The organism is Micromonospora sp. NPDC003197 (assembly GCF_053590565.1).
Window position 1 is genome coordinate 118243 of record NZ_JBSFTE010000011.1, and the last position, 22157, is coordinate 140399.

Consider the following 22157-nt stretch of genomic DNA (forward strand, 5'->3'; position numbering starts at 1 on the left):
GGCGTGCCCGCCGATCGTACCGGTCGGGGTGGGACCCCCGTCGTCCCGGCCGGGTCGACGTGACGAGGGGCGCGACCGCGCCCCTCGTCATACCATCCGGTGGCCGCCGGGCCGCCGATGTAGGCCGCCAGCGCAAGCCAACGGTGCAGGTAGCCGGTACGTGCCGACGGTGCGGGCGACGGTCAGCCGACGGAGGCCGACGAACGGGCCGGGTCGGTGGCCTCGGCCGAAGACCAGGCCGGGGGCGAGAGCCGGTGTGTGTCGCCCCCGAGCTGAACGGGTCGTACCCGGCGCAGGGCGAGCAGGGAAACGACGGCGGCGAGGGCCATCACGACCGCGGCGGTGACGGCTGCCACCTGCATCCCGTGCACGAACGCCAGCCGAGCACCCACAAGCAGTGCGTCACCGACCGGTCCAGGCAGACCTTCGGCGACCACGGTGGCACCGGCCAGGGTTTCCCGTACGCCGGCCACCGCGTCCGCGGGCAGGCCGCCGGGCACACCGTCGGTCACCTCGTCGCGGTACACGGCCAGGCCGATGCTGCCCAGCACCGCCATGCCGAGCGCGCCGCCGAACTCCGAGGAGCACTCCACCAGCGCCGAGGCGGTGCCCGCCTGCTCCGGCGGGGCGGTGCCCACGACCAGGTCGGTGATCAGGGTCATCACCACTGCCGTGCCGGCGGCAAAGACACCGGCGCCGGTGAGCACCACCCACAGTGGCGAGTCGACCTGGACCTGGGCCAGTACGACGAAGCCGACGACCGCGATCAGGAAGCCGGCACTGATGAGGTAGGCCCGGTTGATCCGCTGGGCGAGCATCGGCGACAGCGGTGCCGCCACGCTCACCCCGAGCGAGGGCACCAGGCTCCACAGCGCCGCCTCCAGTGGGCGCATGCCGAGCACCGACTGCAGGTACTGCGTGGTGAAGATGGCAAAGCCCACGATCGCGAACATCGCCACCAGGTTGGTGAGGACCGAACTACCGAACCCCCGATTACGGAACAACGCGGGGTCGATCATCGGATTCCCGGCGATCCGCTGCCGCCAGATGAACAGGACAGCGAGGACCAGGCCGGCAGCGATGATCAGCAATCGGGTCAGGTCGACACCGTGCGCCGCGATCTCCTTGATGCCGTAGATCGCCGGCAGGACGGCGGACAGGGAAAGCACCGCGCTTATCCAGTCGAACCGGCCAGTCCGTGCCGGCTTGAACTCGGGCACCAGCACCGGTGCGAGCACCAGAAGCAGCACCATCGCCGGCAGGTTGATCAGGAAGACCGAGCCCCACCAGAAGTGGTCCAGCAACAGGCCGCTGATCACCGGGCCGATCGCGACACCCCCGGTCAGTACTGCGGACCAGATCGCGATGGCGGTACCGCGCTGCTTGTCGTCGTGGAACATGTTGCGGATCAGCGCCAGGGTCGATGGCATCAGGGTCGCCCCACCGATGCCGAGCAACGCCCGGGCGGCGATGAGCAGCTCCGGGCTGGTGGCGTACGCGGCGGCAACCGACGCCAGTCCGAACGCCGCCGCGCCGATCAGCAGCAGCCGGCGACGGCCGATCCGGTCACCGATCGCCCCCATCGTGAGCAGCAGCCCGGCCAGCACGAATCCGTAGATGTCAAAGATCCACAGCTGCTCGGTGCTGGTCGGAGTCAGCTCCCGACTGATGAACGGCACCGCGAAATACAGCACCGACACGTCCATGGACACCAACAACAGCGGCAGGAGCAGTACGACCAGCCCGATCCACTCCCGCCGTCCCGCCCTGGGTTGGGTTGCCCCACTCATTCGAAATGCACCCCGTTCTTCCTCGACGCCAACAATCCCGGTTCCGCGTAGGCCGTACGCTTTTCTGCGTAGGGTCTACGCTCTACTGCGTAGGTTATACGCACCACTAGGATGCGGGTCAACCCGAAGAGAGCGAAGGCATGGAAGACGACAGCACCGGCACCCTGCCGCCAGGCATCGAGGCAGCCTGGGGGCTGCGGGAACGCCCACCGAAGGGACCGAAGCGGGGCCTGAGCCTGCCGCAGATAGTTGAGGCGGCCATCCGGGTTGCGGACAGCGACGGCCTGACTGCAGTGTCGATGAGCCGGGTCGCCACCGAACTCGGGGCAGCACCGATGTCCCTCTACCGTTACGTCGTCTCAAAGGACGAACTGCTGGTCCTCATGGTGGACGCCGCGTACGGAAGCCCTCCGACGACTGGCGGCCTAGACGACGACTGGCGGGGCGGGCTGACCCGATGGTCCTGGGCCGAGCGGGAAGCGCTGCGGCAGCACCCCTGGGTGCTCCGGGTACCGATCAGCGGACCACCGGCCACTCCCAACAACCTCCTCTGGCTGGAGAAGGGCCTGCGCTGCCTGCGTAACACCGCACTCACCCCAGCCGAGAAGCTCTCGGTGATCCTGCTGCTCACCGGGTACGTCCGCAACGCCAGCACCACGGCCGCAGACGTCAACGCCGCCGCCCAGGCTTCCAACGTCATGCTGAGCCAGGTGATGACGGGCTACACCCAACTACTCCGGAGCCTGATCGACAAGCAGCGGTTCCCAGAGCTCAGTACGGTCGTCGAGGCCGACGCCTTCGCCGTCGAGGCTGACGTCTGGGACGACGACGGTGACGGCATGGAGGACCAGTTCGTCTTCGGCCTCGAACGGGTGCTCGACGGAATCGAGGCACTCATCCAGACACGCCGGCCGACCGAAGCGGTGGCACCACCACGCGAAGCGGGGCGGCGGCGCCATTCGGAAGATCAGGCAGGCGCGGACTCGGCGGTGGATCCGCGAGCCTCCTGAGCATCCTGCTCCCGGGCCGGCTGAACATCCTGACCCGAGGCCGGCTGAGCAACCTGCCCCGGGGCCAGCTGGGCAACTCGCTCCCGGGCCTCCTGACGGTCCAGTTCGCGGTCGACCCGGCGGGCCTCCCGCTCGGACTGTCGGATCCACTGCACGACCAGTACGGCGAGCATGGTGACACTGACGAACTCGCCACCGGCCCACAGGATCCCGCCAGCCACCTCCTGGTCAGACCAGGGATTGGACCAGTCGAGGCCCAACGAGGGGTACCAGTCGCCACCGAAGAGTGTGGTGCTTTCCATGATGGTGAGCCCGAGCACAGTGTGGAATGGCACGGAGAGCACCATCAGCAGGGCTCGGGCCGGATAGGGCCAGCGCCCCGGCAGCGGGTCGTGCCCGACCAGCGGCCAGAAGAAGAGGCAGCCGGTCAGGATGAAGTGGGCGTGGACCACCTCGTGCGCGAACGCGTTCTCCAGCGACAGCCGGTAGAGGTCAGTGAAGTAGAGCACAAACGGGTTGATCACAAATATGGCGAACGCGTACAGCGGGTAGCTCACGACCTTCGCCACCCGGCTGTGCACGATCGCCAGCAACCGCCGCCGGGGAGCGGCGGGCAGCGTACGCAGCGCGAGGGTCATCGGCGCACCCAGCGCGAGGAAGATCGGGGCGATCATCGAGAGCACCATGTGCTGGACCATGTGCACCGAGAGCAGCGTGGTGTCGTAGGCGCCCAGACCGGTCAGGGTCACCGCCGCGATCGAGCCGAGCCCGGGGCCGAGGAAGAGCACGGTCCGCGCCACCGGCCAGTGGTCGCCGCGCAGTCGCAGCCGGTGCACGCCGTAGAGGTAGCACCCGGCCACCAGCACGAGCATGACCGCCAGCCAATTGTTCAGCGTGGACTCGGTCAGGATCGTGGAGACGGTGAAGGGCGGCGGCGTCCCGTCCCCGCCCGCCGCGACGGCGGACGCCAGGGTCGGGGCGATACTAGGACTCGGATCGACGTGCAGCACGCTTTTCAGGCTATGCCAGCCGGTCCGTGCCTGGTCGGCCGCCCCGCAAGACTGGTCATTTGGCCACCCCGGCGTCCGGCGAGGCTGATCGCGGGCAATAATGACCGCGTGACTGCGGCCCCAGCCATTGACAAGAGCCGGATCCACTCGCTGACACGTCCAAACATGGTCAGTGTCGGGACGATCGTGTGGCTCTCCAGCGAACTGATGTTCTTCGCGGCGTTGTTCGCGATGTACTTCTCCATCCGTGCGGCTGCTCCCGAGCAGTGGGAGAAGCACACCGAGGTGCTCAACGTCCCCTACGCAACGACCTTCACGGCGATCCTGGTGCTCTCTTCGGTCACCTGTCAGATCGGCGTGATCGCGGCGGAGCGGGGCAATGTGCACGCGCTCCGGCGCTGGTTCACCATCACCTTCGTGATGGGCCTGATCTTCGTCCTCGGCCAGCTCAACGAGTACCGCGAGCTGATCCACCACGGCGTCAAGATCAATGAAGACGGATACGGATCAGTGTTCTATCTGACCACCGGCTTCCACGCTCTACACGTGATCGGTGGCCTCATCGCGTTCCTCATCCTCATGATCCGCACAACCATGGGTCGGTTCACCCCGGCCCAGGCGACCTCGGCAATCGTCGTCTCCTACTACTGGCACTTCGTAGACGTGGTGTGGGTAGGCCTCTACTTCATGATCTACTGGCTCCAGTGATCTAGGGCCACCCGCGACGCCACTGTGCCGTCTCTGAGACAAGCTGCTCCGTCCCTGGAACAAGGTCGAGAAAACCGTTAAGGACACAGGCCATGACTTCTGACATCCCCGACGCCCGTTCGGGCGCGGCCGCATCGTCGGCGAGCCGCCCCGAGACGGGCGGGCGAGGCGTGCTCGCGCGGCTACGCCGTGGGCGATCCACACCACGCAGCCGGGGCCGCCGCCGGCTGGGCGCCGCGGTACGACTGCTGGCCGCGCTGACCCTGGCCGGCGGTGCCTACACCGTCTTCGCACCGGGCCTACAGGCGCAGGACACCCCCCAGTTGACCGGTGCCGCGCAGGACGGCAAGGCGCTGTTCGACGTAAGCTGCGTCTCCTGCCACGGCAGTGACGCCCAAGGCCTCGAAGGCCGCGGCCCGAGCCTGATCGGCGTCGGCTCGGCCTCCGTCGAGTTCCAGGTGAGCACCGGCCGGATGCCGATGGCCCGTCAAGAGGCGCAGGCCGAGCGGAAGCCCCCGGTCTACACCGACGACCAGATCCGTCAGCTCGGTCAGTACGTCCAGGAACTCGGTGGCGGCCCGCAGCTGCCCGAGGGTACGGACCTGGCCAAGGACGGCGACGTGGCGGCGGGCGGCCGGCTGTTCCGGATCAACTGCTCGTCCTGCCACTCGTTCGGCGGTGGCGGCGGTGCCCTCTCCTCCGGCAAGTTCGCGCCCGGCCTGGAGCCAGCGACCGACCGCCAGCTCTACGCGGCGATGCTGACCGGCCCGCAGAACATGCCGGTCTTCGGTGACAACCAGCTGCGGCCGGAAGAGAAGGCCGACATCATCGCGTACGTGCAGGAGACGCTGAAGAACGACCGCGACCCGGGTGGCTTCAACCTCGGCCGGCTCGGCCCCTCGACCGAGGGCGTGGCGATCTTCCTGGTCGGCATCGTGGCACTGGTCTTCGCCAGCCTCTGGATTGCGGGGAAGTCATGAGCACGCAGGCATCCCAGGCCGGCCAGGAGCCGGTCGACCTCGACGACCCGTCACTGACCCGGTTCGACGTCCTCAAGGAAGGGCTGCGCCGGGACGACATCGAGATCGTCCACTACGAGCCGCAGTTCCCGGTCTCGGGGACCAAGGGCGAGCGCCGACTGGTCCGTACGGTCGCGTTCTTCTTCCTGCTCACCGGCCTGGCGGCGACCGCGTTCCTGGCCATCTACATCTGGTGGCCGTGGGAGTACCGCGCCGGCACCGGCCAGGACAAGTGGTTCACGCCGCTGCTCGGCGTGACGCTGGGCGTCGCGCTGCTCGGCATCGGCTTCGGCATCCTCACCTGGGGCAAGAAGCTGCTGCCGAAGGAGGTGGCGATCCAGGACCGGCACGACGGACCGTCCAGCCCGGAAGACCAGAAGATCACCGCCGGCACCATGGCCTACATCGCTGACGAGCTTGGCGTACGCCGCCGGCCGCTGCTCGGGGTCTCGCTGCTCGCCGGTCTGGCTCCGGTGGCCGCGGTCGCCGCAGCGCCGCTGGTCGGTGGTCTGATCAAGCAGCCGCACGAGAACAACCAGATGTTCACCACCGGGTGGGCTCCGACGGACGACCACGGCACCAAGAAGCTGATCCGGCTGACCCGGGAGGACGGCAGCCCGATCCGCCCCGAGGACGTGAGCGCCGGTGGCCAGATGACGGTCTTCCCCGGCATCCCGCACGGTGCGACCAACAAGCACGCTGACTCCCCCACCCTCCTGATCCACCTGCGCGATGACGACGCGCAGGACGCTCGGGAGGCGAACGCACGGGTGGGCCATGCCGACTACATGTTCGGCAACTACGTCGCGTACTCGAAGATCTGCACGCACGCGGGTTGCCCGGCGAGCCTCTACGAGCAGCAGACCAACCGGCTGCTCTGCCCCTGCCACCAGTCGCAGTTCCTGATCACCGACAACGCCAAGCCGATCTTCGGCCCCGCGAGCCGCAGGCTTCCTCAGCTGCCGATCGAGGTGGACGAGGAGGGCTTCTTCGTGGCGAAGTCGGACTACACCGAGACCGTCGGGCCCGACTTCTGGGAGCGGCCGTGAACGAGCCCATCGAGCGGATCAGTCCGCTCAGCCCTGATGTCCGTGGCGACGACGAGCGCAGCGAGGAGATGCGGTGAAGCGTCGAAAAATGGACGTGGCCGCGCTGCCGGGTAAGGCAGCCAGCCAGGTCGACGACCGGCTCCAGGTAGCCACCCCGCTGCGGCGGATACTCAACAAGGTATTCCCGGACCACTGGTCGTTCCTGCTGGGCGAGATCGCGCTGTTCTCGTTCATCGTGCTGCTGCTGACCGGTGTCTTCCTGACCTTCTTCTTCGACCCGTCGATGCAGGAGGTCACCTACAACGGCAGCTACGCCCCGCTGCGCGGGACGCACATGTCGGCCGCGTACGCCTCCAGCCTGGACATCTCGTTCGACGTCCGTGGCGGCCTGATCATGCGGCAGATGCACCACTGGTCGGCCCTGCTGTTCATGGCCTCCATCGTGGTGCACATGCTCCGGGTCTTCTTCACCGGCGCGTTCCGCAAGCCGCGTGAGCTGAACTGGATCATCGGTTCGCTGCTGTTCTGGGTGGGCTTCCTCGCCGGCTTCACCGGCTACTCCCTCCCGGATGACGGCCTCTCCGGCACCGGTCTGCGGATCGCCTCGGCGATCATGCTCTCCATCCCGGTGGTGGGCTCCTGGGTGACCTCCTCGATCTTCAGTGGCGAGTTCCCCGGCGACATCATCATCAGCCGTTTCTTCATCGCCCACGTGCTGCTGGTCCCCGGTCTGCTGGTCGCACTGATCAGTGCCCACCTGGGGCTGGTCTTCAAGCAGAAGCACACCCAGTGGCCCGGCCCCGGCCGGACCAACAAGAACGTGGTCGGCGAGCGGATGTTCCCGCGCTACGCGCTCAAGCAGGGCGGCTTCTTCATGGTCGTCTTCGGCGTGATCGCGCTGATGGGCGGTCTCTTCCAGATCAACCCGATCTGGATCTTCGGCCCGTACGAGGCATGGGTGGTCTCCGCAGCCAGCCAGCCCGACTGGTACGTCATGTTCCTCGACGGGTCGACCCGACTCATGCCGGCCTGGGAGATCGTCATCCCGATCGGGGACGGTTACGTCATCCCGCCGATGTTCTGGCCGACGGTCGTGCTCCCCGGCATCCTGGTCGGGCTGTCGTTGGCCTACCCGTTCATCGAGGCACGGATGACCAAGGACAAGGAGCGGCACAACCTGCTCCAGCGTCCGCGTGACGTGCCCAACCGGACGGCGATCGGCGCCATGGCGGTCACGTTCTACGTGGTCCTGACCCTCTCCGGCGCCAACGACGTCATCGCGGAGAAGTTCTTCATCAGCCTCAACGCGATGACCTGGGTCGGCCGGATCGGCCTGCTGATCCTGCCCCCGCTGGCCTACTACATCACCTACCGGATCTGCCTGGGTCTCCAGCAGCATGACCGTGAGGTGCTGGCGCACGGCGTGGAGACCGGCATCATCCGCCGGATGCCCGACGGGCGCTTCGTCGAGGTGCACCAGCCGCTCACCACGCCCGACGAGCACGGTCACGGCGAACTGGACTACGTCGGTTGGGTCGTACCGAAGAAGATGAACCGGCTCGGCGCGCTTGGCCCAGCCATCAAGGGCTTCTTCTACCCGATCGAGAAGCCGGTCGAGGCTCCGGTCTCGCCGGGTCACCCGCCGGTCGAGCCGCGACCGGAGCAGAAGGAGGTCGGCAGCAGCGGCAAGTAAGCCGTAGCCGATAGCCCAGTCACCGACGAGTGGCGCCCGCCGATTCCGGCGGGCGCCACTCTCGTTCGCGGGTCGATCCACTCGAGCGGCGGCGACCGGGTGTGACAGGGTCACCGGCATGACCGAGCTGGACAACCAAGTGGCGTACTGGAACTCCATCGGGACGACGAAATCCTTTGGACATCCACCGGAGCCCTCGTGGCTGGACCGGATCGACCGGCGGGCGCGCATCCTCGACTACGGCTGCGGGTACGGGCGCCTGGCGGGGCTGCTCGCCGGGTGGGGCTTTGAGAACGTCGAAGGAGTGGATTCCGCTCCGCAGCTCATCGCCCGTGCCCGGCAGGAACAGTCGGGCGCGCGGTTCACAGTTCTCGACCACACGCCCGGGCTACCCCATGGCGACGAAAGCATCGACGTGGTACTGCTCTTCGCGGTTCTGACATGTGTGGTCACCGATGCAGGGCAGCGCGAGCTGGTCGCGGAGCTGCACCGCGTGCTGCGGTCGGGCGGATTCCTCTACGTCAGCGACCTGTGTCTACAAGCAGACCAACGCAACCGTTCCCGATATCAGAAATTCGCCGAGAGGTACGGCAGCTACGGCGTCTTCGAGACCGCCGATGGCGCGGTCTGCCGGCACCACACCCTGGACTGGCTGTACGACCTGCTGGCCAACTTCATCCTGGTTGCCACCCGTGAAATCGCCGTGGAGACCATGAACGGCCGCCCGGTTATTGCGACACAGATACTGCTGGCCAAGCCCTGAGCCGCCATCTCAGGCGGCTGGAAGCACCATCCCGGAAAGCAATGGCGGACAGCCGCTGGAAGAGTTCCGCGATGATTTCCCAGCGCACTGATTTCCTCGAGAACGACGTTGCTGTCTCCTCCGGAAACGACGTTGCCCCGGTCAGCCGGTGGGCTGGCCGGGGCAACGGCAGGGTCGAACTCAGTGCTCGGCGGTACGCCGGGTGCCGGTGTAGTACTCGAAGAGCAATCCGCACGCGGCGAAAATGATCGCAACCCCACCGACGAGGATCAGCCAGACCTGCCAGAACGCCAGACCCGCGCCGGCGATCGTGGCGGCCAGCGCCAACCCGAGGGGCCAGTAGCTACCCGGGCTGAAGAAGCCGATCTCGCCCGCCCCTTCGGCGATCTCCGCGTCCGGCCGGTCCTCCGGCCGCGGGTCGATACGACGGGAAACGAACCAGAAGAAGCCACCGCACATCGCGCAGAGCAGAGCGGAGAGGATCAGGGCCGTGGTGCCGGCCCACTCCACGTGGCCAAGCTGCCCATCGGTCCACACGGCGTAGACGATCGAGACAGCGATCAGGAAGCTCGCGACGATACCGAAGATCCGCCACTCAGTCTTCATGCCTGGTCCTCAGTTTCCGATGCCGGCAGCGCTGGTCTTGTTGAAGTTCTGCTCGTCGCGCTTGGTGTCGAACGGGTGCGTCGTGGTGGCGTAAGGCGCCTCACCAATGGACTCCAGCGCGGCCTGGGTCGTCATCCCGTCCTGCTTGGCGGCGAGGAACCGGTCGTACTTCTCCGGGCTGACCGCCCGCAGCTCGAAGTTCATCATCGAGTGGTACGTGCCGCACAGCTCGGCGCACCGGCCGACAAACGCGCCCTCGGTCTGGAGGTTGGTCACCTCGAAGACGTTGCGCGCCTTACCCGGGAAGACGTCCCGCTTGAACAGCATCTCCGGCACCCAGAACGAGTGGATGACGTCCCGGCTGGTCTCCTCGAACCGGATGGTCCGGTCGGTCGGCAGCACCAGCACCGGAATGATCTCGGTGGTGCCCGTGGTGGAGGCAACCGTGTTGGCGTCCACCCCGATGCCGTCGCGGTAGTTGAACTGCCAGTTCCACTTGAACGCCACGACCTCGACGACGACGTCCGGGTTCTTGCCGACCTTGTCGACGTTGGTCTGCACGATCGCCGTGTAGTAGAAGAGCACGGCGACGACCAGGATCGGCGCGATGGTGTAAAGGAACTCCATCGGCATGTTGAACCGGGTCTGCACCGGCAGCTCTTCGCCCCGCTTGCGGTAGCGAATGACGCACCAGAAGATCAGACCCCAGACGAAGATGCCGACCGCGAGGGCGGCAATGGCTGAGGCGATCCACAGGTCGTACATCTTGTTGGCCTGGGGCGTGATGCCACCCTGCGGCCAGCCGAACCCGCCGAACGTCTTGCCGACGTCGCAACCGGTGAGCAGGACGAGCAGCGCCGCCCCACCAGCACCGAGACCGGCAAGCCGTCCAACACCACGCCGTGGGCCACGCCCAGCGGCATTCTGGGGAGCACTGTGTCGTACAGCCGAAGGCCGTACCTCCGAACCCCTTGAGACCACCTGGTCCTGCCTCCCTAGCGCGCCGCCTGATGTCTGTTTCGTCAGCACCAGCGGCAAAGGCGTCACCGACGGTCGCAGATTACTCGACCATGACAGCCTGGGCAGCCTTGGGGTAGCCAGGTCATCCGGTCGGGGATCTTGCCCACCTGCGACGCGCTACCGTTTCCGTCGTGAACGTCCCACCGGTCTACCTCGACGCGGCGACCGCCGCGCCACTACATCCGGTGACCCGGCAGGCGCTGTTCGCCGCCCTGGAGGACGGCTGGGCCGACCCGGGCAAGCTCTACGCGAAGTCCCGCCGGGCCCGCCAACTCCTGGACGCGGCGCGGGCCACGACCGCCGAGATTCTCCGGGTACGCCCCGACGAGCTCTCCTTCACCACCAGCGGTACGACCGCAGCGCACGCGGCGGTGCTGGGCGGACTGGCCGGCCGCCGACGTACCGGCGGCGAACTGGTGCACTCGGCGATCGAACACTCCGCAGTGCTGCATGCCGCGCAGCGGCACGTCTCGACCGGTGGGTCGGCGGTGTCGGTGCCGGTGGACACCCTCGGCCGGCTCGACCTGGCGACCTGGTCAGCGGCGGTCGCTGCCCCCGGAGTCGCGCTGGCGGCACTGATCAGCGCCAGCCACGAGGTGGGTACGGTGCAACCGGTAGCCGAGGCGGCACAGGTGTGTGCTGACGCTGGCGTGCCGCTCTACGTCGACGCCGCCCAGTCGGTCGGCCGGGCACCGGTCCCCGAGGGTTGGTCGGTGCTGACCGCCAGCGCCCACAAGTGGGGCGGGCCGCCCGGCGTCGGACTGTTGGTGGTCCGCAAAGGCACCCGCTGGGAGTCGCCCTATCCGGCCGACGATCGGGAGGCCGGTCGTACACCGGGGGTGCTTGACCTGCCCGCGATCGTCGCGGCAGCGGCCTCGCTGCGCGCGGTGGTCGCCGACGCGGCCGCCGAGGCGGCCCGGCTCTCGGCGCTGGTGGACCGGATCCGGGTAACCGTGCCGGCGACGGTGCCGGACGTGATGGTGGTCGGCGACCCGGTCGACCGGCTCCCCCACCTGGTCACCTTCTCCTGCCTGTACGTCGACGGCGAGGCGCTGCTGCACGCGCTGGACCGGCGCGGCTTCGCGGTCTCGTCGGGTTCGTCGTGTACCTCCTCGACGTTGCGACCCTCACATGTGTTGGAGGCGATGGGGGTGCTCTCCCACGGCAACGTACGGGTCTCGCTGCACCGGGAGACCACCGAGGCCGAGGTGGACCGGTTTCTCGCCGAGTTGCCGCAGGTGGTGGCGGACCTGCGGGCCGAGGCCGGGGTGGTGGGGCTGTGAGCGAACCAACGGAAATCCTGGACTGTCGCGGTCAGCGCTGTCCGTTGCCGGTGATAGCGATCGCCCGCCGGTTGCCCGAGTTGCCAGTCGGCACGGTGGTCCGGGTGCTCGCCGACGACCCAGCCGCCGCCGTCGACCTCCCGGCCTGGTGTCGGATGCGGGGGCAGGAGTTCATCGGCGCGTCGCGCGTGGACGACGCCCCGGCGTACGACGTCCGCCGCTTACAGTGACTCGGCTGGGCCGGACGACACCTCATCAACCCAGATCAGCCGCAGGTGCCGTCCGGTGCGGGAGAAGAGCCGCACCGCGCTGTCGGCAGCCTGGAAGCGCCCCAGGAACCTGCACTCGACGTCACTGACCAGGGCCTGCTCCTCAAACGCCAAGCCCCACGCGAAGACCCGACCGTCAAGCCGGTCGCCGTACTCCTCACAGATCGCGAAGCGCCGGGGTGCGAAGTCGACCGCTATGTCGACCAGCATCTGGTGGAACTCCTCCGGGGTACCGAGCGGTTGAGGCGTTGCATCACGCATCTGGAACCTCAAATCACGTCGGGTAGCTATACGTATAGCAGCTAGCCTTGCGTAACGAAAGGGTTACCCGGATGATGCTTCTATCGATCGGACGAGAGGTGGAGCCCTGGTGAGCACCCGCACTGACCCGTCGGCGCTGCGCTGGTTGATCGGCGCGGAACTGAGCCGCTACCGGCGTGAAGTGCCGATGTCGCTCAGCGAACTGGCCGCCGCAACCCGCATCGGCAAGCCAAAGCTCGGACACATGGAGAGCGGGCGCTACCAGCAGTTCCCCGACGACATCGCGGCGGTGTTGCGGGCCTGCGGCGCGGACCAAGGCGCGATCGAACGGCTCACGACGCTGGCGGGCCGGTCCGACGCCAAAACCTGGTGGGCTCCCTGGGCGAACGTCATGCCCGACTGGTTCAAGACCTTCGTCGGTCTCGAAGGGCTGGCGGATAGCGCATTCGCCTTCGAGTCCTTGGTGATTCCCGGCCTGTTGCAGACCGAGGACTATGCACAGGCGCTGACCCTGGGCACCGGTTTCGTCCGACCTGATCATGCTGAACGCTTCGTCGCGTTCCGCCAGTCCCGAGCGCAACGGCTCACCGGTGACGCGCCACTGAGCCTGCACGCGGTGATCGGTGAGGCGGCACTACGACTGCGGGTCAACGGCGATGCGACCCGGCTGGCACAACTCGCCCACCTCGTCACCATGTCGGAACTGCCCAACGTGACGATCCAGGTGCTCCGCCCGGAGGACGGTCCACATGCGGCTGGCGCAATTGGCAAGTTCGTCGTGTTGGACTTCACGCACGTCCGCCCCATCGCCTACACGGAGGTGCTCGACGGGGCGATGTACGTACAGGACCCGGACGGGGTGCGGACCTATAGCATGGTTGCCGACAACCTGCGCCAGGTCGCCCTCTCGCCCGCCGAGTCACGGGCGCTGATCAGGGAGCTCGCCGGCGCGGCCTAGCCCGGAGGCAACCGTGTCCCATCCTGACCACTCCACCGCCCACTGGTTCAAGAGCAGCCGCAGCACCAACAACGGTGACTGTGTCGAGTGCGCCCACCTGCCCGGCCAGGTGGCCGTACGCGACAGCAAGGCCTCCTCACAGGCAACCCTCGTCTTCACGTCGACCCAGTGGTCCGCGTTCCTGTCCGCCGTCAGATCGGCAACATTCGTCAGCCACCAGGTCAACTGATTCACCGCGCGCCCGGCCCCTCCCCCGTTGATCAAGAGGTTTGCGTCATGTAGGCGTGGACCGGGTGACGTAAACCTCTTGATCACGAAGCGGTGCCTCGGCTGGCTAGCCGATGCCGAGGAGGTGCTGGCGTACCTCGTCGGCGGCGGTGTCGCCGTACGACTCGGCCAGGCGCTTGACGAAGACGTCGGTGCGCACCTCGTACTCCTGGGTGCCGACGGTCTCCAGGATCAGCGTGGCCAGCAGGGAGCCGACCTGTGCGGACCGCTCCAGGCCCAGGCCCCAGGAGAGACCAGCCAGGAAGCCGGCCCGGAAGCCGTCGCCCACCCCGGTCGGGTCGAAGGCCTGAATCTCGCGGGCGATCGGTACGTGGATCGGTTCGATGTCCCGACCGACGATCTCCACTCCGCGCTTGCCGAGCGTGGTGACCCGGATCTTGACCCGGTCCAGCAGCTGGTCCTCGGTGAGGCCGGCCTTGCTCATCAGCAACGACTTCTCGTAGTCGTTGGTCATCAGGTATTCCGCGCCGTCGATCAGCCCGATCACGTCCTCGCCGTCCATCCGGGCGAGCTGCTGGGACGGGTCGGCGGCGAAGGCGTACCCCCGGCTCCGGCACTCCTCGGAGTGGCGGAGCATCGCCGCCGGATCGTTGGCACCGACCACGACAAGGTCGATCCCGCCGATGCGATCGGCGACCGGCGCCAGCTCGATGTTGCGGGCCTCGCTCATCGCCCCGGCGTAGAAGGAGGCGATCTGGCACATGTCGACGTCGGTGGTGCAGACGAACCGGGCGGTGTGCGCGACCTCGCTGATGTGCACCGACACACAGTCGACGCCGTGCCGCTCCAGCCAGGAGCGGTAGTCAGCGAAGTCCGCACCGACCGCCCCGAGCAGCACCGGGTTCAGCCCGAGCTGGCCCATGCCAAAGGCGATGTTGGCCGCCACCCCGCCCCGGCGTACCACCAGGTCGTCCACGAGGAAGGAGAGTGACACCTGGTGCAGTTGATCGGCGATGAGTTGATCGGCGAACCGCCCGGGAAAGTGCATCAGGTGGTCAGTGGCGATCGAACCGGTAACGGCGATCTTCATCTCGGTTGGCCCTCGAAATCGGTTGCGGACGGCTCAGCGCCGGTCAGCCTACCGGTCCGGGCACCCGATCGATGTCATCTGGTTGCGCATTCCTCGCCCGAAGGCCACCCGGAGGTCGCCCGAAGGCCACCCGGAGGTCATCCGACGGCCGACCGAAGATCATTGGAACCGCCGCCGTACGCCGGTCGTGCCCAGTTGCGTACCCGGACGAGCCGGCTGGTGATCGGTGAGAACGACAGCGGGGCCGCCCCAACACCGATCCCGTCAACCGGCCGGACAAATCCGGTCGGTGGTCGGTCAGTGCCTGGGCGGCCCCGCCAGACGAAGCAGAGGTCGACTCAGTGGAAGGAGTCACCACAGGCGCAGGAGTTCTGCGCGTTCGGGTTGTCGATGGTGAAGCCCTGGGCGTCGATGCGGTCGGCGAAGTCGATGGTCGCACCGGCCAGGTACGGGCCGCTCATCCGGTCAACGACAACCTCGACACCGTCAAAGTCGGTGACGATGTCCCCGTCGAGCGAACGCTCGTCGAAGAACAACTGGTACCGCAGGCCGGAGCAGCCTCCCGGCTGCACCGCCACCCGCAGCCGCAGGTCGTCACGGCCCTCCTGCTCGATCAGGGCCTTGACCTTCTGCGCCGCGACGTCGGTGAGGACGATGGTGGTCGGGGCCTGGGCCTCGGTCGACTCGGTCTGCGCTGGCGTGGTCACTTGTATTCTCCCTGCGCGCGTTCGGTCTGGACGTACTGGCCAACGCTATCCGCATGGCCAGTGATTCCCAATCAGGTGCCGCCTCGATTGTAGGTCGGTGCGGCGTACGTCACCCGGTTGACTGGGCCTTGGCTGTTAGGAAGGGCCCCTTCCTATACAAAAAACGATAGGAAGGGGCCCTTCCTAACACCCGCACGCACCCCTCACACACCTCAGCGGCTCCATTGGCGCGCCAGCCGGGCGGCGATCTCGCGAAGTCCCTCGGCGGGTCGGGCCAGCGCCTGCTCGACGCCAGCATGTTCCTCGCCGCCGAAGTGGTCCACCAGGCTGTAGAACTCGGTCACCCCGGCCGAGGCTGCCTCCCGGCGGCCGGTGCTGCACCGGCCGGCGAGCACCACGCACGGCAGCCCCCGATCCCGGGCGGCCCCCGCGACCCCGGCGACCAGCTTGCCGCGCAGCGACTGGTGGTCGAACGATCCTTCGCCGGTGATCACCAGATCGGCCCGGTCGATCGCAGCGTCCAGCCCGATCAGGCGGCTCAGCAGCCCGATGCCCGATTCACACCGACCGCCCAGGGCGAGGATCGCCGCGCCGAGTCCACCGGCGGCACCGGCTCCCGGCTGGGCGGCCAGTCCCGGCGGGCAGGCGGGCAGGTCCCGTTCCAGCACCGCACCGAAGCGCTCCAGCGCGGAGTCCAGCAACAGCACGTCTGCCCGGGATGCCCCCTTCTGCGGGCCGTACACGCTGGCTGCGCCGTGCAGGCCGGTGAGCGGGTTGTCGACGTCGGTGGCGGCCACCAACTCCACCCCCCGCACCCGGGGTACGCCGTCCAACGCGGCCACGGCGACCAGGGCGGCACCGCCGTACGGTAGGGCGTATCCGGTCTCGTCCAGCGGGGTCACGCCCAGCGCGGTGAGCATCCCGGCACCGCCATCGTTCGTGCCGGACCCGCCCAGGCCGATCACCACTCGCCGGGCCCCGGTCTCCACCGCGGCGGCAACCAGCACACCGAGGCCGTACGAGGTGGTGGCCTTCGGGTCGCGTTCGGTGGCGGAGAGCAGGTGCAGGCCGCAGGCTTGGGCGCTTTCCACGTACGCGGTGCGCCCGCCGCTGACCGGATCGTCGACGACCAGCACCTCGCCAGCGGCCGGACGGCCCAACGGGTCGGTGGTGTCCACCGGCAACCGGCGACCGTCGAGCGCTTCGGCCAGCACCGCCACGAAACCCGGCCCGCCGTCGGAGAGTGGGCGGGTGACGATCTCATCGGCCGGGGCGGTGTCACGCCAGCCGGCGGCCACCGCCTCGGCCACCTCGGGGGCGGAGAGAGTACCGGCGAACTTGTCCGGACAGATCAGGATCCGCATGCCCGGCAGTGTGGCAGCCCACATGCCCTTGGGCTGCGTCCGGCCCACCGCTTGGGGGACCATGAACGGGTGACTTCGACCTGGGTTGAGCCGTCTGACACCGCTACCGCACTGCTGCTCCTCGGACGGGGTTCCGACCCCGCCGCCGAACGTGGTGTCGAGTGTCCGGGTGAGTTGCCCGCGCCCAGTGACCCGGACCTGGTCGCCCGGGCCGCCGCTGCCAAGGCCAAGCTCGGTCAGCGGGTGTTCGTGCTGGGGCACCACTACCAGCGCGACGAGGTGATCCAGTTCGCCGACGTGACCGGCGACTCGTTCAAGCTGGCCCGGGAGGCCGCCGCCCGGCCGGACGCCGAGTACATCGTCTTCTGCGGCGTGCACTTCATGGCCGAGAGCGCCGACATCCTGACCACCGACGCACAGAAGGTGGTCCTGCCCGATCTGGCCGCCGGTTGTTCGATGGCGGACATGGCGGCGTTGTCCCAGGTCGAGGCGGCCTGGGAGGTGCTGGCCGACGCCGGGGTGGCGGAGATGACCGTGCCGGTGACGTACATGAACTCCTCGGCGGACATCAAGGGATTCGTCGGGCGCAACGGTGGCGTGGTCTGCACCTCGTCCAACGCCAAGCGGGCTCTGACCTGGGCGTTCGAGCGGGGCCAGCGGGTGCTCTTCCTGCCCGACCAGCATCTGGGCCGTAACACCGCAGTGTTGGAGATGGGCTTCGACCTCGACGACTGTGTTCTTTACGACCCGCACAAGCCGGGGGGCGGGCTCACCGCGCAGCAGCTACGGGAAGCCAAGATGATCCTGTGGCGTGGACACTGCTCGGTGCACGGCCGATTCACCCTCAACAGCGTCGAAGAGGTGCGGATGCGGGTGCCCGGGGTGAATGTGCTGGTCCACCCGGAGTGCCGCTACGAGGTGGTGACCGCCGCCGACCAGGTCGGGTCGACGGAGTACATCATCAAGACCATCGAGGCCGCGCCGGCCGGTTCGGCCTGGGCGATCGGCACGGAGCTCAATCTCGTACGGCGGCTCGCCAACGCCCACCCGGACAAGGAGATCATGTTCCTGGATCGGGCGGTCTGTTACTGCTCGACGATGAACCGGATCGACCTGCCGCACCTGGTCTGGGCGTTGGAGGAACTGGTCGCCGGACGAATCGTGAACCAGATCACGGTCGACCCTTCGACGGCTCAGCACGCCCGGGCAGCACTGGACCAGATGCTCGCCCTGCCCTGACCAATCACCACCACAATCACAGTAAGTAACTTTTCTTGTACAGATAACTACGGCGGTCGCCGATTCGCGCCTTCCTATCCGCTCTGCCCGGGTCGCCGCGCTTACCGAGCGCTATGCTGCCCGAGCGACACAGAGCCAGCCGCATGTCCTGCGGCGGCGCCCCGGGCAGCGATCGGAGTGGATTGCCTGCCCGAGCTGACCCCTCTCTCCGAGCCGAAGCCCGGTGACACCGACGCGCTGGAGGTTTGCGTTGACTGACGACGTTTTGGTCGTACATGGTGGTACCCCCCTGCAGGGGCGGATCCGGGTCCGAGGCGCCAAGAATCTCGTCTCCAAGGCGATGGTCGCCGCCCTGCTCGGCGACGAGCCCAGCCGGTTGTACGACGTACCGCGCATTCGGGACGTCGAGGTGGTCCGGGGACTACTCGGCCTACACGGGGTCAAGGTCACCGACGGCGAGGAAGACGGTGAACTCGTCCTCGACCCCGCCAACGTCGAGAGCGCCTCGACCGACGAGATCAACGTGCACGCCGGTTCCAGCCGGATCCCGATCCTGTTCTGCGGCCCGCTGCTGCACCGCCTCGGCCACGCGTTCATCCCCGACCTGGGTGGTTGCCACATCGGCCCCCGACCGATCGACTTCCACATGCAGGCGCTGCGGGAGTTCGGCGCGGTGGTCGAGAAGCGGCCCGAGGGCCTGCACCTGACCGCCCCCAACGGGCTGCACGGCACCAAGTTCGCCCTGCCCTACCCGAGCGTCGGCGCCACCGAGCAGGTGTTGCTCACCGCGGTCATGGCCGAGGGCGTCACCGAGCTGCGTAACGCCGCCGTGGAGCCGGAGATCATCGACCTGATCTGCGTCCTGCAGAAGATGGGCGCGATCATCAAGGTGCACACCGACCGGGTGATCGAGATCCAGGGCGTACCGCGGCTGAGTGGTTATTCTCACCGCCCCATCCCGGACCGGATCGAGGCTGCCAGCTGGGCCGCCGCCGCGCTGGCCACCCGGGGCGACGTCGAGGTGCTCGGCGCCAACCAGGTCGACATGATGACCTTCCTCAACGTGTTCCGCTCGGTCGGCGGGGCGTACGAGGTCGTCGACCCCTGCCCGCCCCGGGGTAACTCCCCCGGTCAGGAGGGCGGCATCCGGTTCTGGCACCCGGGCGGTGAGCTGCGCGCGGTGGCTCTGGAGACCGACGTACACCCCGGCTTCGGCACCGACTGGCAGCAGCCCCTGGTGGTCGCGCTCACCCAGGCCCGGGGCCTGTCGATCGTGCACGAAACGGTCTATGAGCAGCGGTTGGGCTACACCGAGGCGCTGAACAAGATGGGGGCCACCATCCAGGTCTACCGGGACTGCCTGGGTGGTACGCCGTGCCGGTTCGGCCGGCGCAACTTCAAGCACTCGGCCGTCATCGCCGGACCGAGCAAGCTACACGCCGCCGACCTGGTCATCCCCGACCTGCGGGCCGGGTTCAGTCATCTGATCGCCGCGCTCGCCGCCGAGGGGACCTCCCGGGTGTACGGCGTGGACCTGATCAACCGGGGCTACGAGGACTTCGAGGCCAAGCTCGCCGCCCTCGGCGCGCACATCGAACGTCCCTGACGCCATTCCCGCCACCCCGGCTGGGGTAGAAGGCCGGCAGGTTACCAGCAAGCAGGGCCAACGACCGGCGTCCGCCGTACCGTGATGTGCGGTGGTCGCCGACCGTTGGCTACCCTTCATGCGTGCCGTCGCTGTTTCGCCGCAAGTCCGCCAACCTCGCCGAGGAGACCGTCACCACGGTCACGCCCGACGAGGAGGCCGCATCCGCCCATCCCCGGGGTTACACACCGAGCAAGCGAGAGCTTGGGCAGGAGACCCCGAAGCGCCCGACCGCGAGCCGGCGGGTGGCCACCTCGACGAAGCCACTCACCAAGCAGGAGGCGCGGGAACGGCGGCGCCAGCTGCGGGCCGAGTCGGCGGCCGAGTTCCGCGTTGAGGGCGGCCCCCGGGACAAGACTCCGGAGCGGCTGTTGGCCCGTAACGTCGTCGACTCCCGCCGTACGGTCGGCACCTGGTTCTTCGGTGGCGCGCTGATCGTGCTGGTCGGTTCCTCTCCGGGGATGCCGCCGATCGTGCAGCTCGTCTCCAACCTGCTGTGGGGTGCCCTGGCGCTCGGCGTGGTGGTCGACTCGATCCTGATCTCTCGAAAGATCAAGAAGCTGGTCCGCGCCCGGTTCCCCAAGACCAGCGAGCGGATGGGCTCCCTCTACCTCTACGCGATCATGCGGGCCATCACGTTCCGCCGGATGCGTACGCCGGTCCCCCGCGTCGAGCTCGGCGAAGCCATCTAGGTCGTCCCAGCCGGGTCGCTCAACCAGATCAGGGCAGCCCGGCCAGGCGGAGCAGTGCGGTCGTGGCGGCTGCGGCGACGACGACCAGCACGAACGGTGCCCGGAGCCAGGCCAGCCCCACCCCGACCAGCACACCGACCGGGCGGGCAAGGCCCGCGAAGACACCTCCCTCGGTCAGGGTCGCGGTGGCGGCGAGCGCCGCCAGCAGTGTGGCCGCCGCGACCGGGAGCAGTTGACGCAGCCATCCGGGCAGGTCCAGCCGGTCGTGCAGGACCACCCCGGCGAGCCGGAAGGCGTACGTCCCGATCGCGAGCGCCAGAATCACCGCGACCAGCACGGCCGGCCCCTGCGGCGCGGCGGTGGCGCTCGGGCCGGTCAGCACGGCCGCTCCCCGGCCCGCTGGGGCAGGAGCAGTACGGCCAGGCCGGTCAGCGCGAGCAGGACAGGCAGCCCGGCGGGCAGTACCGGGGTGGTGAGCACCGCGACGGCGGCACCGGTCAACGCCACTCGACGGGTGCGTGGCTCACGCAGCGCCGGCATCAGCATCGCGATCAGCCCGGCGGGAAAAGCGGCGTCCAGGCCGAACCGTTGCGGATCACCGACCCGGGCACCGAGCAGTACGCCGAGGACCGTGCCGAGATTCCAGGCGAGGAACCAGCCGCCTCCCGCCACCCAGTAGGCACGTCTTCGCCCACTGCCCGGCGGCTGGGCCAGTGCGAAGGCGGTGCTCTCGTCGGTCATCACGTGACCGCCGACCAGCCGGTCCCGCCAGCGGGTGCCGATCGTCTCGGCCAGGGCCAGTCCAAATGGCAGGTGCCGAACATTGAGCAGCAGGCCGGCGAAGACCGCGGCGATCGGACTGCCCGCCGCGATCAGGCCGACGGCCATGAACTGCGCACCACCGGCAAAGACGATCACCGACATCGCGATGGCGGCCCATCCGGGCAGGCCAGAGGCCACCGCGATCGCGCCAAAGGAGGCTCCGACGGCCAGCATCGCGATGCCGATGGCGGCCACGTCCCGGACGAGCGGCAACCGTGGCGTTCGTTCTACCGTACGCATGGTCCAAAATAATGAACACGGCGACTGCCGTTCGTCAAGCCGAACAGATCGACCGATGGAGCGAACATGCCCGCCGCACCCTCGCCCGCCGAGCAGCTTGGTCCCGCCGCGCAGCCTGCGCCCGCCGGCCCCGGCACGCAGTCGCCCGTGGCCAACCTCGCCGCCGCGTTACGACGGGAACGGGATCGGGCCGGGCTCTCCCTCACCGAGCTGGCACGACGCGCCGGAATCGCCAAGTCGACCCTCTCCCAGCTGGAGGCGGGCAATGGCAACCCGAGCGTGGAGACGGTGTGGGCACTCGGGGTGGCGCTGGGCGTACCGTTCAGCCGACTGATCGAGCCGCCAGTGCCCGCCGTACACGTGATCCGCGCCGGCGACGGTCCCCGGCTCCGCTCCGAGCAGGCCGATTTCACCGGCACCCTGCTCTCCCCCGGCTCCGCACACGCCCGACGGGACATCTACCTGATCGAGGTGGAGCCGGGTGCCGGACGGGAAGCCCAGCCGCACATCCCGGGCAGCGTGGAGCATTTGGTGGTAACGGCCGGACGGATGCGTACCGGCCCCATCTCGGCACCGGTGGAACTCGGGCCGGGCGACTACGTCGCGTTCCCCGGCGACGTTCCCCACCGCTACGAGGCGCTGGTCCCCGGAACCGTCGCCGTGCTGGTGATGGAACACCCCTGACCAGCGC

Annotated in this window: 23 protein-coding genes and 1 pseudogene; 14 read left to right on the forward strand and 10 right to left on the reverse strand. The window is 68.3% G+C overall.

Going from position 1 to position 22157, the window contains the following annotated elements:
- Positions 1–182 precede the first annotated feature (182 nt).
- Positions 183–1790 (reverse strand): MFS transporter, encoded by a 1608-nt coding sequence (locus ACWDV4_RS14740; protein ID WP_449978482.1) that lies wholly within the window; start codon positions 1788–1790, stop codon positions 183–185.
- Between the two features lie 140 nt (positions 1791–1930).
- Here ACWDV4_RS14740 and ACWDV4_RS14745 point away from each other — a divergent pair, with 140 nt between their 5' ends.
- Positions 1931–2800 carry a TetR/AcrR family transcriptional regulator gene (locus ACWDV4_RS14745; RefSeq protein WP_449978485.1) on the forward strand — a complete coding sequence of 290 codons (870 nt, stop codon included), beginning with the start codon at positions 1931–1933 and terminating at the stop codon, positions 2798–2800.
- Positions 2801–2862: 62 nt separating this feature from the next.
- Here the strand turns inward: ACWDV4_RS14745 and ACWDV4_RS14750 are convergent.
- A pseudogene (locus ACWDV4_RS14750) lies at positions 2863–3810 on the reverse strand (cytochrome c oxidase assembly protein); the annotation flags it as partial.
- A gap of 108 nt (positions 3811–3918) precedes the next feature.
- Here ACWDV4_RS14750 and ctaE point away from each other — a divergent pair.
- From ctaE to ACWDV4_RS14775, 5 genes are all read left to right on the forward strand, one after another.
- Complete coding sequence (ctaE, locus tag ACWDV4_RS14755) at positions 3919–4518, forward strand: aa3-type cytochrome oxidase subunit III (RefSeq protein ID WP_449978488.1); 600 nt, start codon at positions 3919–3921, stop codon at positions 4516–4518.
- Positions 4519–4610: 92 nt separating this feature from the next.
- Positions 4611–5498: a cytochrome bc1 complex diheme cytochrome c subunit gene (gene qcrC, locus ACWDV4_RS14760; RefSeq protein WP_449978491.1), complete on the forward strand. Its 888-nt coding sequence runs from the start codon at positions 4611–4613 to the stop codon at positions 5496–5498.
- Complete coding sequence (gene qcrA / locus ACWDV4_RS14765) at positions 5495–6586, forward strand: cytochrome bc1 complex Rieske iron-sulfur subunit (protein WP_449978494.1); 1092 nt, start codon at positions 5495–5497, stop codon at positions 6584–6586. The genes qcrC and qcrA overlap by 4 nt, the downstream gene beginning before the upstream one ends.
- Before the next feature lie 73 nt (positions 6587–6659).
- Positions 6660–8279, forward strand: a complete 1620-nt coding sequence (qcrB, locus tag ACWDV4_RS14770) for a cytochrome bc1 complex cytochrome b subunit (RefSeq protein WP_449978496.1) — start codon at positions 6660–6662, stop codon at positions 8277–8279.
- Positions 8280–8397: 118 nt separating this feature from the next.
- A complete protein-coding gene (locus ACWDV4_RS14775) occupies positions 8398–9042 on the forward strand; it encodes a class I SAM-dependent methyltransferase (RefSeq protein ID WP_449978499.1) in 645 nt (214 codons plus the stop codon).
- Positions 9043–9222: 180 nt separating this feature from the next.
- Here ACWDV4_RS14775 and ACWDV4_RS14780 read toward each other — a convergent pair whose 3' ends face one another.
- Both ACWDV4_RS14780 and ctaC read right to left on the reverse strand, forming a co-directional pair.
- A complete protein-coding gene (locus ACWDV4_RS14780) occupies positions 9223–9648 on the reverse strand; it encodes a cytochrome c oxidase subunit 4 (protein ID WP_449978502.1) in 426 nt (141 codons plus the stop codon).
- Between the two features lie 9 nt (positions 9649–9657).
- A complete protein-coding gene (ctaC, locus tag ACWDV4_RS14785) occupies positions 9658–10629 on the reverse strand; it encodes an aa3-type cytochrome oxidase subunit II (protein ID WP_449978504.1) in 972 nt (323 codons plus the stop codon).
- Between the two features lie 170 nt (positions 10630–10799).
- Between ctaC and ACWDV4_RS14790 the strand changes: the two genes are divergently transcribed.
- Together ACWDV4_RS14790 and ACWDV4_RS14795 are read left to right on the forward strand one after the other, a co-directional pair.
- Positions 10800–11951, forward strand: coding sequence for a cysteine desulfurase family protein (locus tag ACWDV4_RS14790; protein WP_449978506.1), 1152 nt, complete (start codon positions 10800–10802; stop codon positions 11949–11951).
- Positions 11948–12181, forward strand: a complete 234-nt coding sequence (locus ACWDV4_RS14795; RefSeq protein WP_449978509.1) for a sulfurtransferase TusA family protein — start codon at positions 11948–11950, stop codon at positions 12179–12181. Before ACWDV4_RS14790 ends, ACWDV4_RS14795 begins: the two co-directional genes overlap by 4 nt.
- Here ACWDV4_RS14795 and ACWDV4_RS14800 read toward each other — a convergent pair.
- Positions 12173–12481: a hypothetical protein gene (locus tag ACWDV4_RS14800; RefSeq protein WP_449978511.1), complete on the reverse strand. Its 309-nt coding sequence runs from the start codon at positions 12479–12481 to the stop codon at positions 12173–12175. The genes ACWDV4_RS14795 and ACWDV4_RS14800 overlap by 9 nt on opposite strands.
- A 109-nt stretch (positions 12482–12590) precedes the next feature.
- Here ACWDV4_RS14800 and ACWDV4_RS14805 point away from each other — a divergent pair, with 109 nt between their 5' ends.
- Both ACWDV4_RS14805 and ACWDV4_RS14810 read left to right on the forward strand, forming a co-directional pair.
- On the forward strand, positions 12591–13439 hold the full coding sequence (locus tag ACWDV4_RS14805) for a helix-turn-helix domain-containing protein (RefSeq protein WP_449978514.1): 849 nt from the start codon (positions 12591–12593) through the stop codon (positions 13437–13439).
- Positions 13440–13452: 13 nt separating this feature from the next.
- Positions 13453–13668 carry a DUF397 domain-containing protein gene (locus tag ACWDV4_RS14810; protein WP_449978517.1) on the forward strand — a complete coding sequence of 72 codons (216 nt, stop codon included), beginning with the start codon at positions 13453–13455 and terminating at the stop codon, positions 13666–13668.
- A gap of 105 nt (positions 13669–13773) precedes the next feature.
- Here ACWDV4_RS14810 and ACWDV4_RS14815 read toward each other — a convergent pair whose 3' ends face one another.
- The 3 genes from ACWDV4_RS14815 to ACWDV4_RS14825 form a co-directional block, all read right to left on the reverse strand.
- Positions 13774–14757, reverse strand: a complete 984-nt coding sequence (locus ACWDV4_RS14815) for a carbohydrate kinase family protein (protein ID WP_449978520.1) — start codon at positions 14755–14757, stop codon at positions 13774–13776.
- 338 nt (positions 14758–15095) lie between these two features.
- Complete coding sequence (gene erpA, locus ACWDV4_RS14820; protein WP_449978522.1) at positions 15096–15464, reverse strand: iron-sulfur cluster insertion protein ErpA; 369 nt, start codon at positions 15462–15464, stop codon at positions 15096–15098.
- A 212-nt stretch (positions 15465–15676) separates the two neighbouring features.
- Positions 15677–16852: a glycerate kinase family protein gene (locus ACWDV4_RS14825; protein ID WP_449978525.1), complete on the reverse strand. Its 1176-nt coding sequence runs from the start codon at positions 16850–16852 to the stop codon at positions 15677–15679.
- Between the two features lie 45 nt (positions 16853–16897).
- On the opposite strand from ACWDV4_RS14825, the gene nadA reads away from it, so the two are divergent.
- The 3 genes from nadA to ACWDV4_RS14840 all read left to right on the forward strand — a co-directional run bounded on the left by nadA (position 16898) and on the right by ACWDV4_RS14840 (position 20404).
- A complete protein-coding gene (gene nadA, locus ACWDV4_RS14830) occupies positions 16898–18067 on the forward strand; it encodes a quinolinate synthase NadA (protein WP_449978528.1) in 1170 nt (389 codons plus the stop codon).
- A 250-nt stretch (positions 18068–18317) separates the two neighbouring features.
- Positions 18318–19673, forward strand: a complete 1356-nt coding sequence (murA, locus tag ACWDV4_RS14835; RefSeq protein ID WP_449978531.1) for a UDP-N-acetylglucosamine 1-carboxyvinyltransferase — start codon at positions 18318–18320, stop codon at positions 19671–19673.
- Positions 19674–19795: 122 nt separating this feature from the next.
- On the forward strand, positions 19796–20404 hold the full coding sequence (locus ACWDV4_RS14840; RefSeq protein WP_449978533.1) for a DUF3043 domain-containing protein: 609 nt from the start codon (positions 19796–19798) through the stop codon (positions 20402–20404).
- A gap of 28 nt (positions 20405–20432) precedes the next feature.
- Here the strand turns inward: ACWDV4_RS14840 and ACWDV4_RS14845 are convergent, their stop codons facing one another.
- On the reverse strand, positions 20433–20786 hold the full coding sequence (locus ACWDV4_RS14845) for an AzlD domain-containing protein (protein ID WP_449978536.1): 354 nt from the start codon (positions 20784–20786) through the stop codon (positions 20433–20435).
- The gene (locus ACWDV4_RS14850; protein ID WP_449978539.1) at positions 20780–21466 is read right to left on the reverse strand and encodes an AzlC family ABC transporter permease; all 687 of its coding nucleotides are present in this window, start codon (positions 21464–21466) and stop codon (positions 20780–20782) included. Before ACWDV4_RS14850 ends, ACWDV4_RS14845 begins: the two co-directional genes overlap by 7 nt.
- A 66-nt stretch (positions 21467–21532) precedes the next feature.
- On the opposite strand from ACWDV4_RS14850, the gene ACWDV4_RS14855 reads away from it, so the two are divergent.
- Entirely contained in the window at positions 21533–22150 is a 618-nt protein-coding gene (locus ACWDV4_RS14855; protein ID WP_449978542.1) for a helix-turn-helix domain-containing protein, read from the forward strand.
- The last annotated feature ends 7 nt before the right edge of the window (positions 22151–22157 follow it).

What these genes read in the sequence shown, in the direction of transcription:
- ACWDV4_RS14855 (WP_449978542.1), top strand. Translation starts at nt 21,533, where the DNA reads ATGCCCGCCGCACCCTCGCCCGCCGAGCAGCTTGGTCCCGCCGCGCAG.
- ACWDV4_RS14800 (WP_449978511.1), bottom strand. Translation starts at nt 12,481, where the DNA reads ATGCGTGATGCAACGCCTCAACCGCTCGGTACCCCGGAGGAGTTCCAC.
- qcrC (WP_449978491.1), top strand. Translation starts at nt 4,611, where the DNA reads ATGACTTCTGACATCCCCGACGCCCGTTCGGGCGCGGCCGCATCGTCG.
- ACWDV4_RS14775 (WP_449978499.1), top strand. Translation starts at nt 8,398, where the DNA reads ATGACCGAGCTGGACAACCAAGTGGCGTACTGGAACTCCATCGGGACG.
- ACWDV4_RS14850 (WP_449978539.1), bottom strand. Translation starts at nt 21,466, where the DNA reads ATGCGTACGGTAGAACGAACGCCACGGTTGCCGCTCGTCCGGGACGTG.
- ACWDV4_RS14745 (WP_449978485.1), top strand. Translation starts at nt 1,931, where the DNA reads ATGGAAGACGACAGCACCGGCACCCTGCCGCCAGGCATCGAGGCAGCC.
- ACWDV4_RS14825 (WP_449978525.1), bottom strand. Translation starts at nt 16,852, where the DNA reads ATGTGGGCTGCCACACTGCCGGGCATGCGGATCCTGATCTGTCCGGAC.
- ACWDV4_RS14740 (WP_449978482.1), bottom strand. Translation starts at nt 1,790, where the DNA reads ATGAGTGGGGCAACCCAACCCAGGGCGGGACGGCGGGAGTGGATCGGG.
- ACWDV4_RS14815 (WP_449978520.1), bottom strand. Translation starts at nt 14,757, where the DNA reads ATGAAGATCGCCGTTACCGGTTCGATCGCCACTGACCACCTGATGCAC.
- qcrA (WP_449978494.1), top strand. Translation starts at nt 5,495, where the DNA reads ATGAGCACGCAGGCATCCCAGGCCGGCCAGGAGCCGGTCGACCTCGAC.
- ACWDV4_RS14780 (WP_449978502.1), bottom strand. Translation starts at nt 9,648, where the DNA reads ATGAAGACTGAGTGGCGGATCTTCGGTATCGTCGCGAGCTTCCTGATC.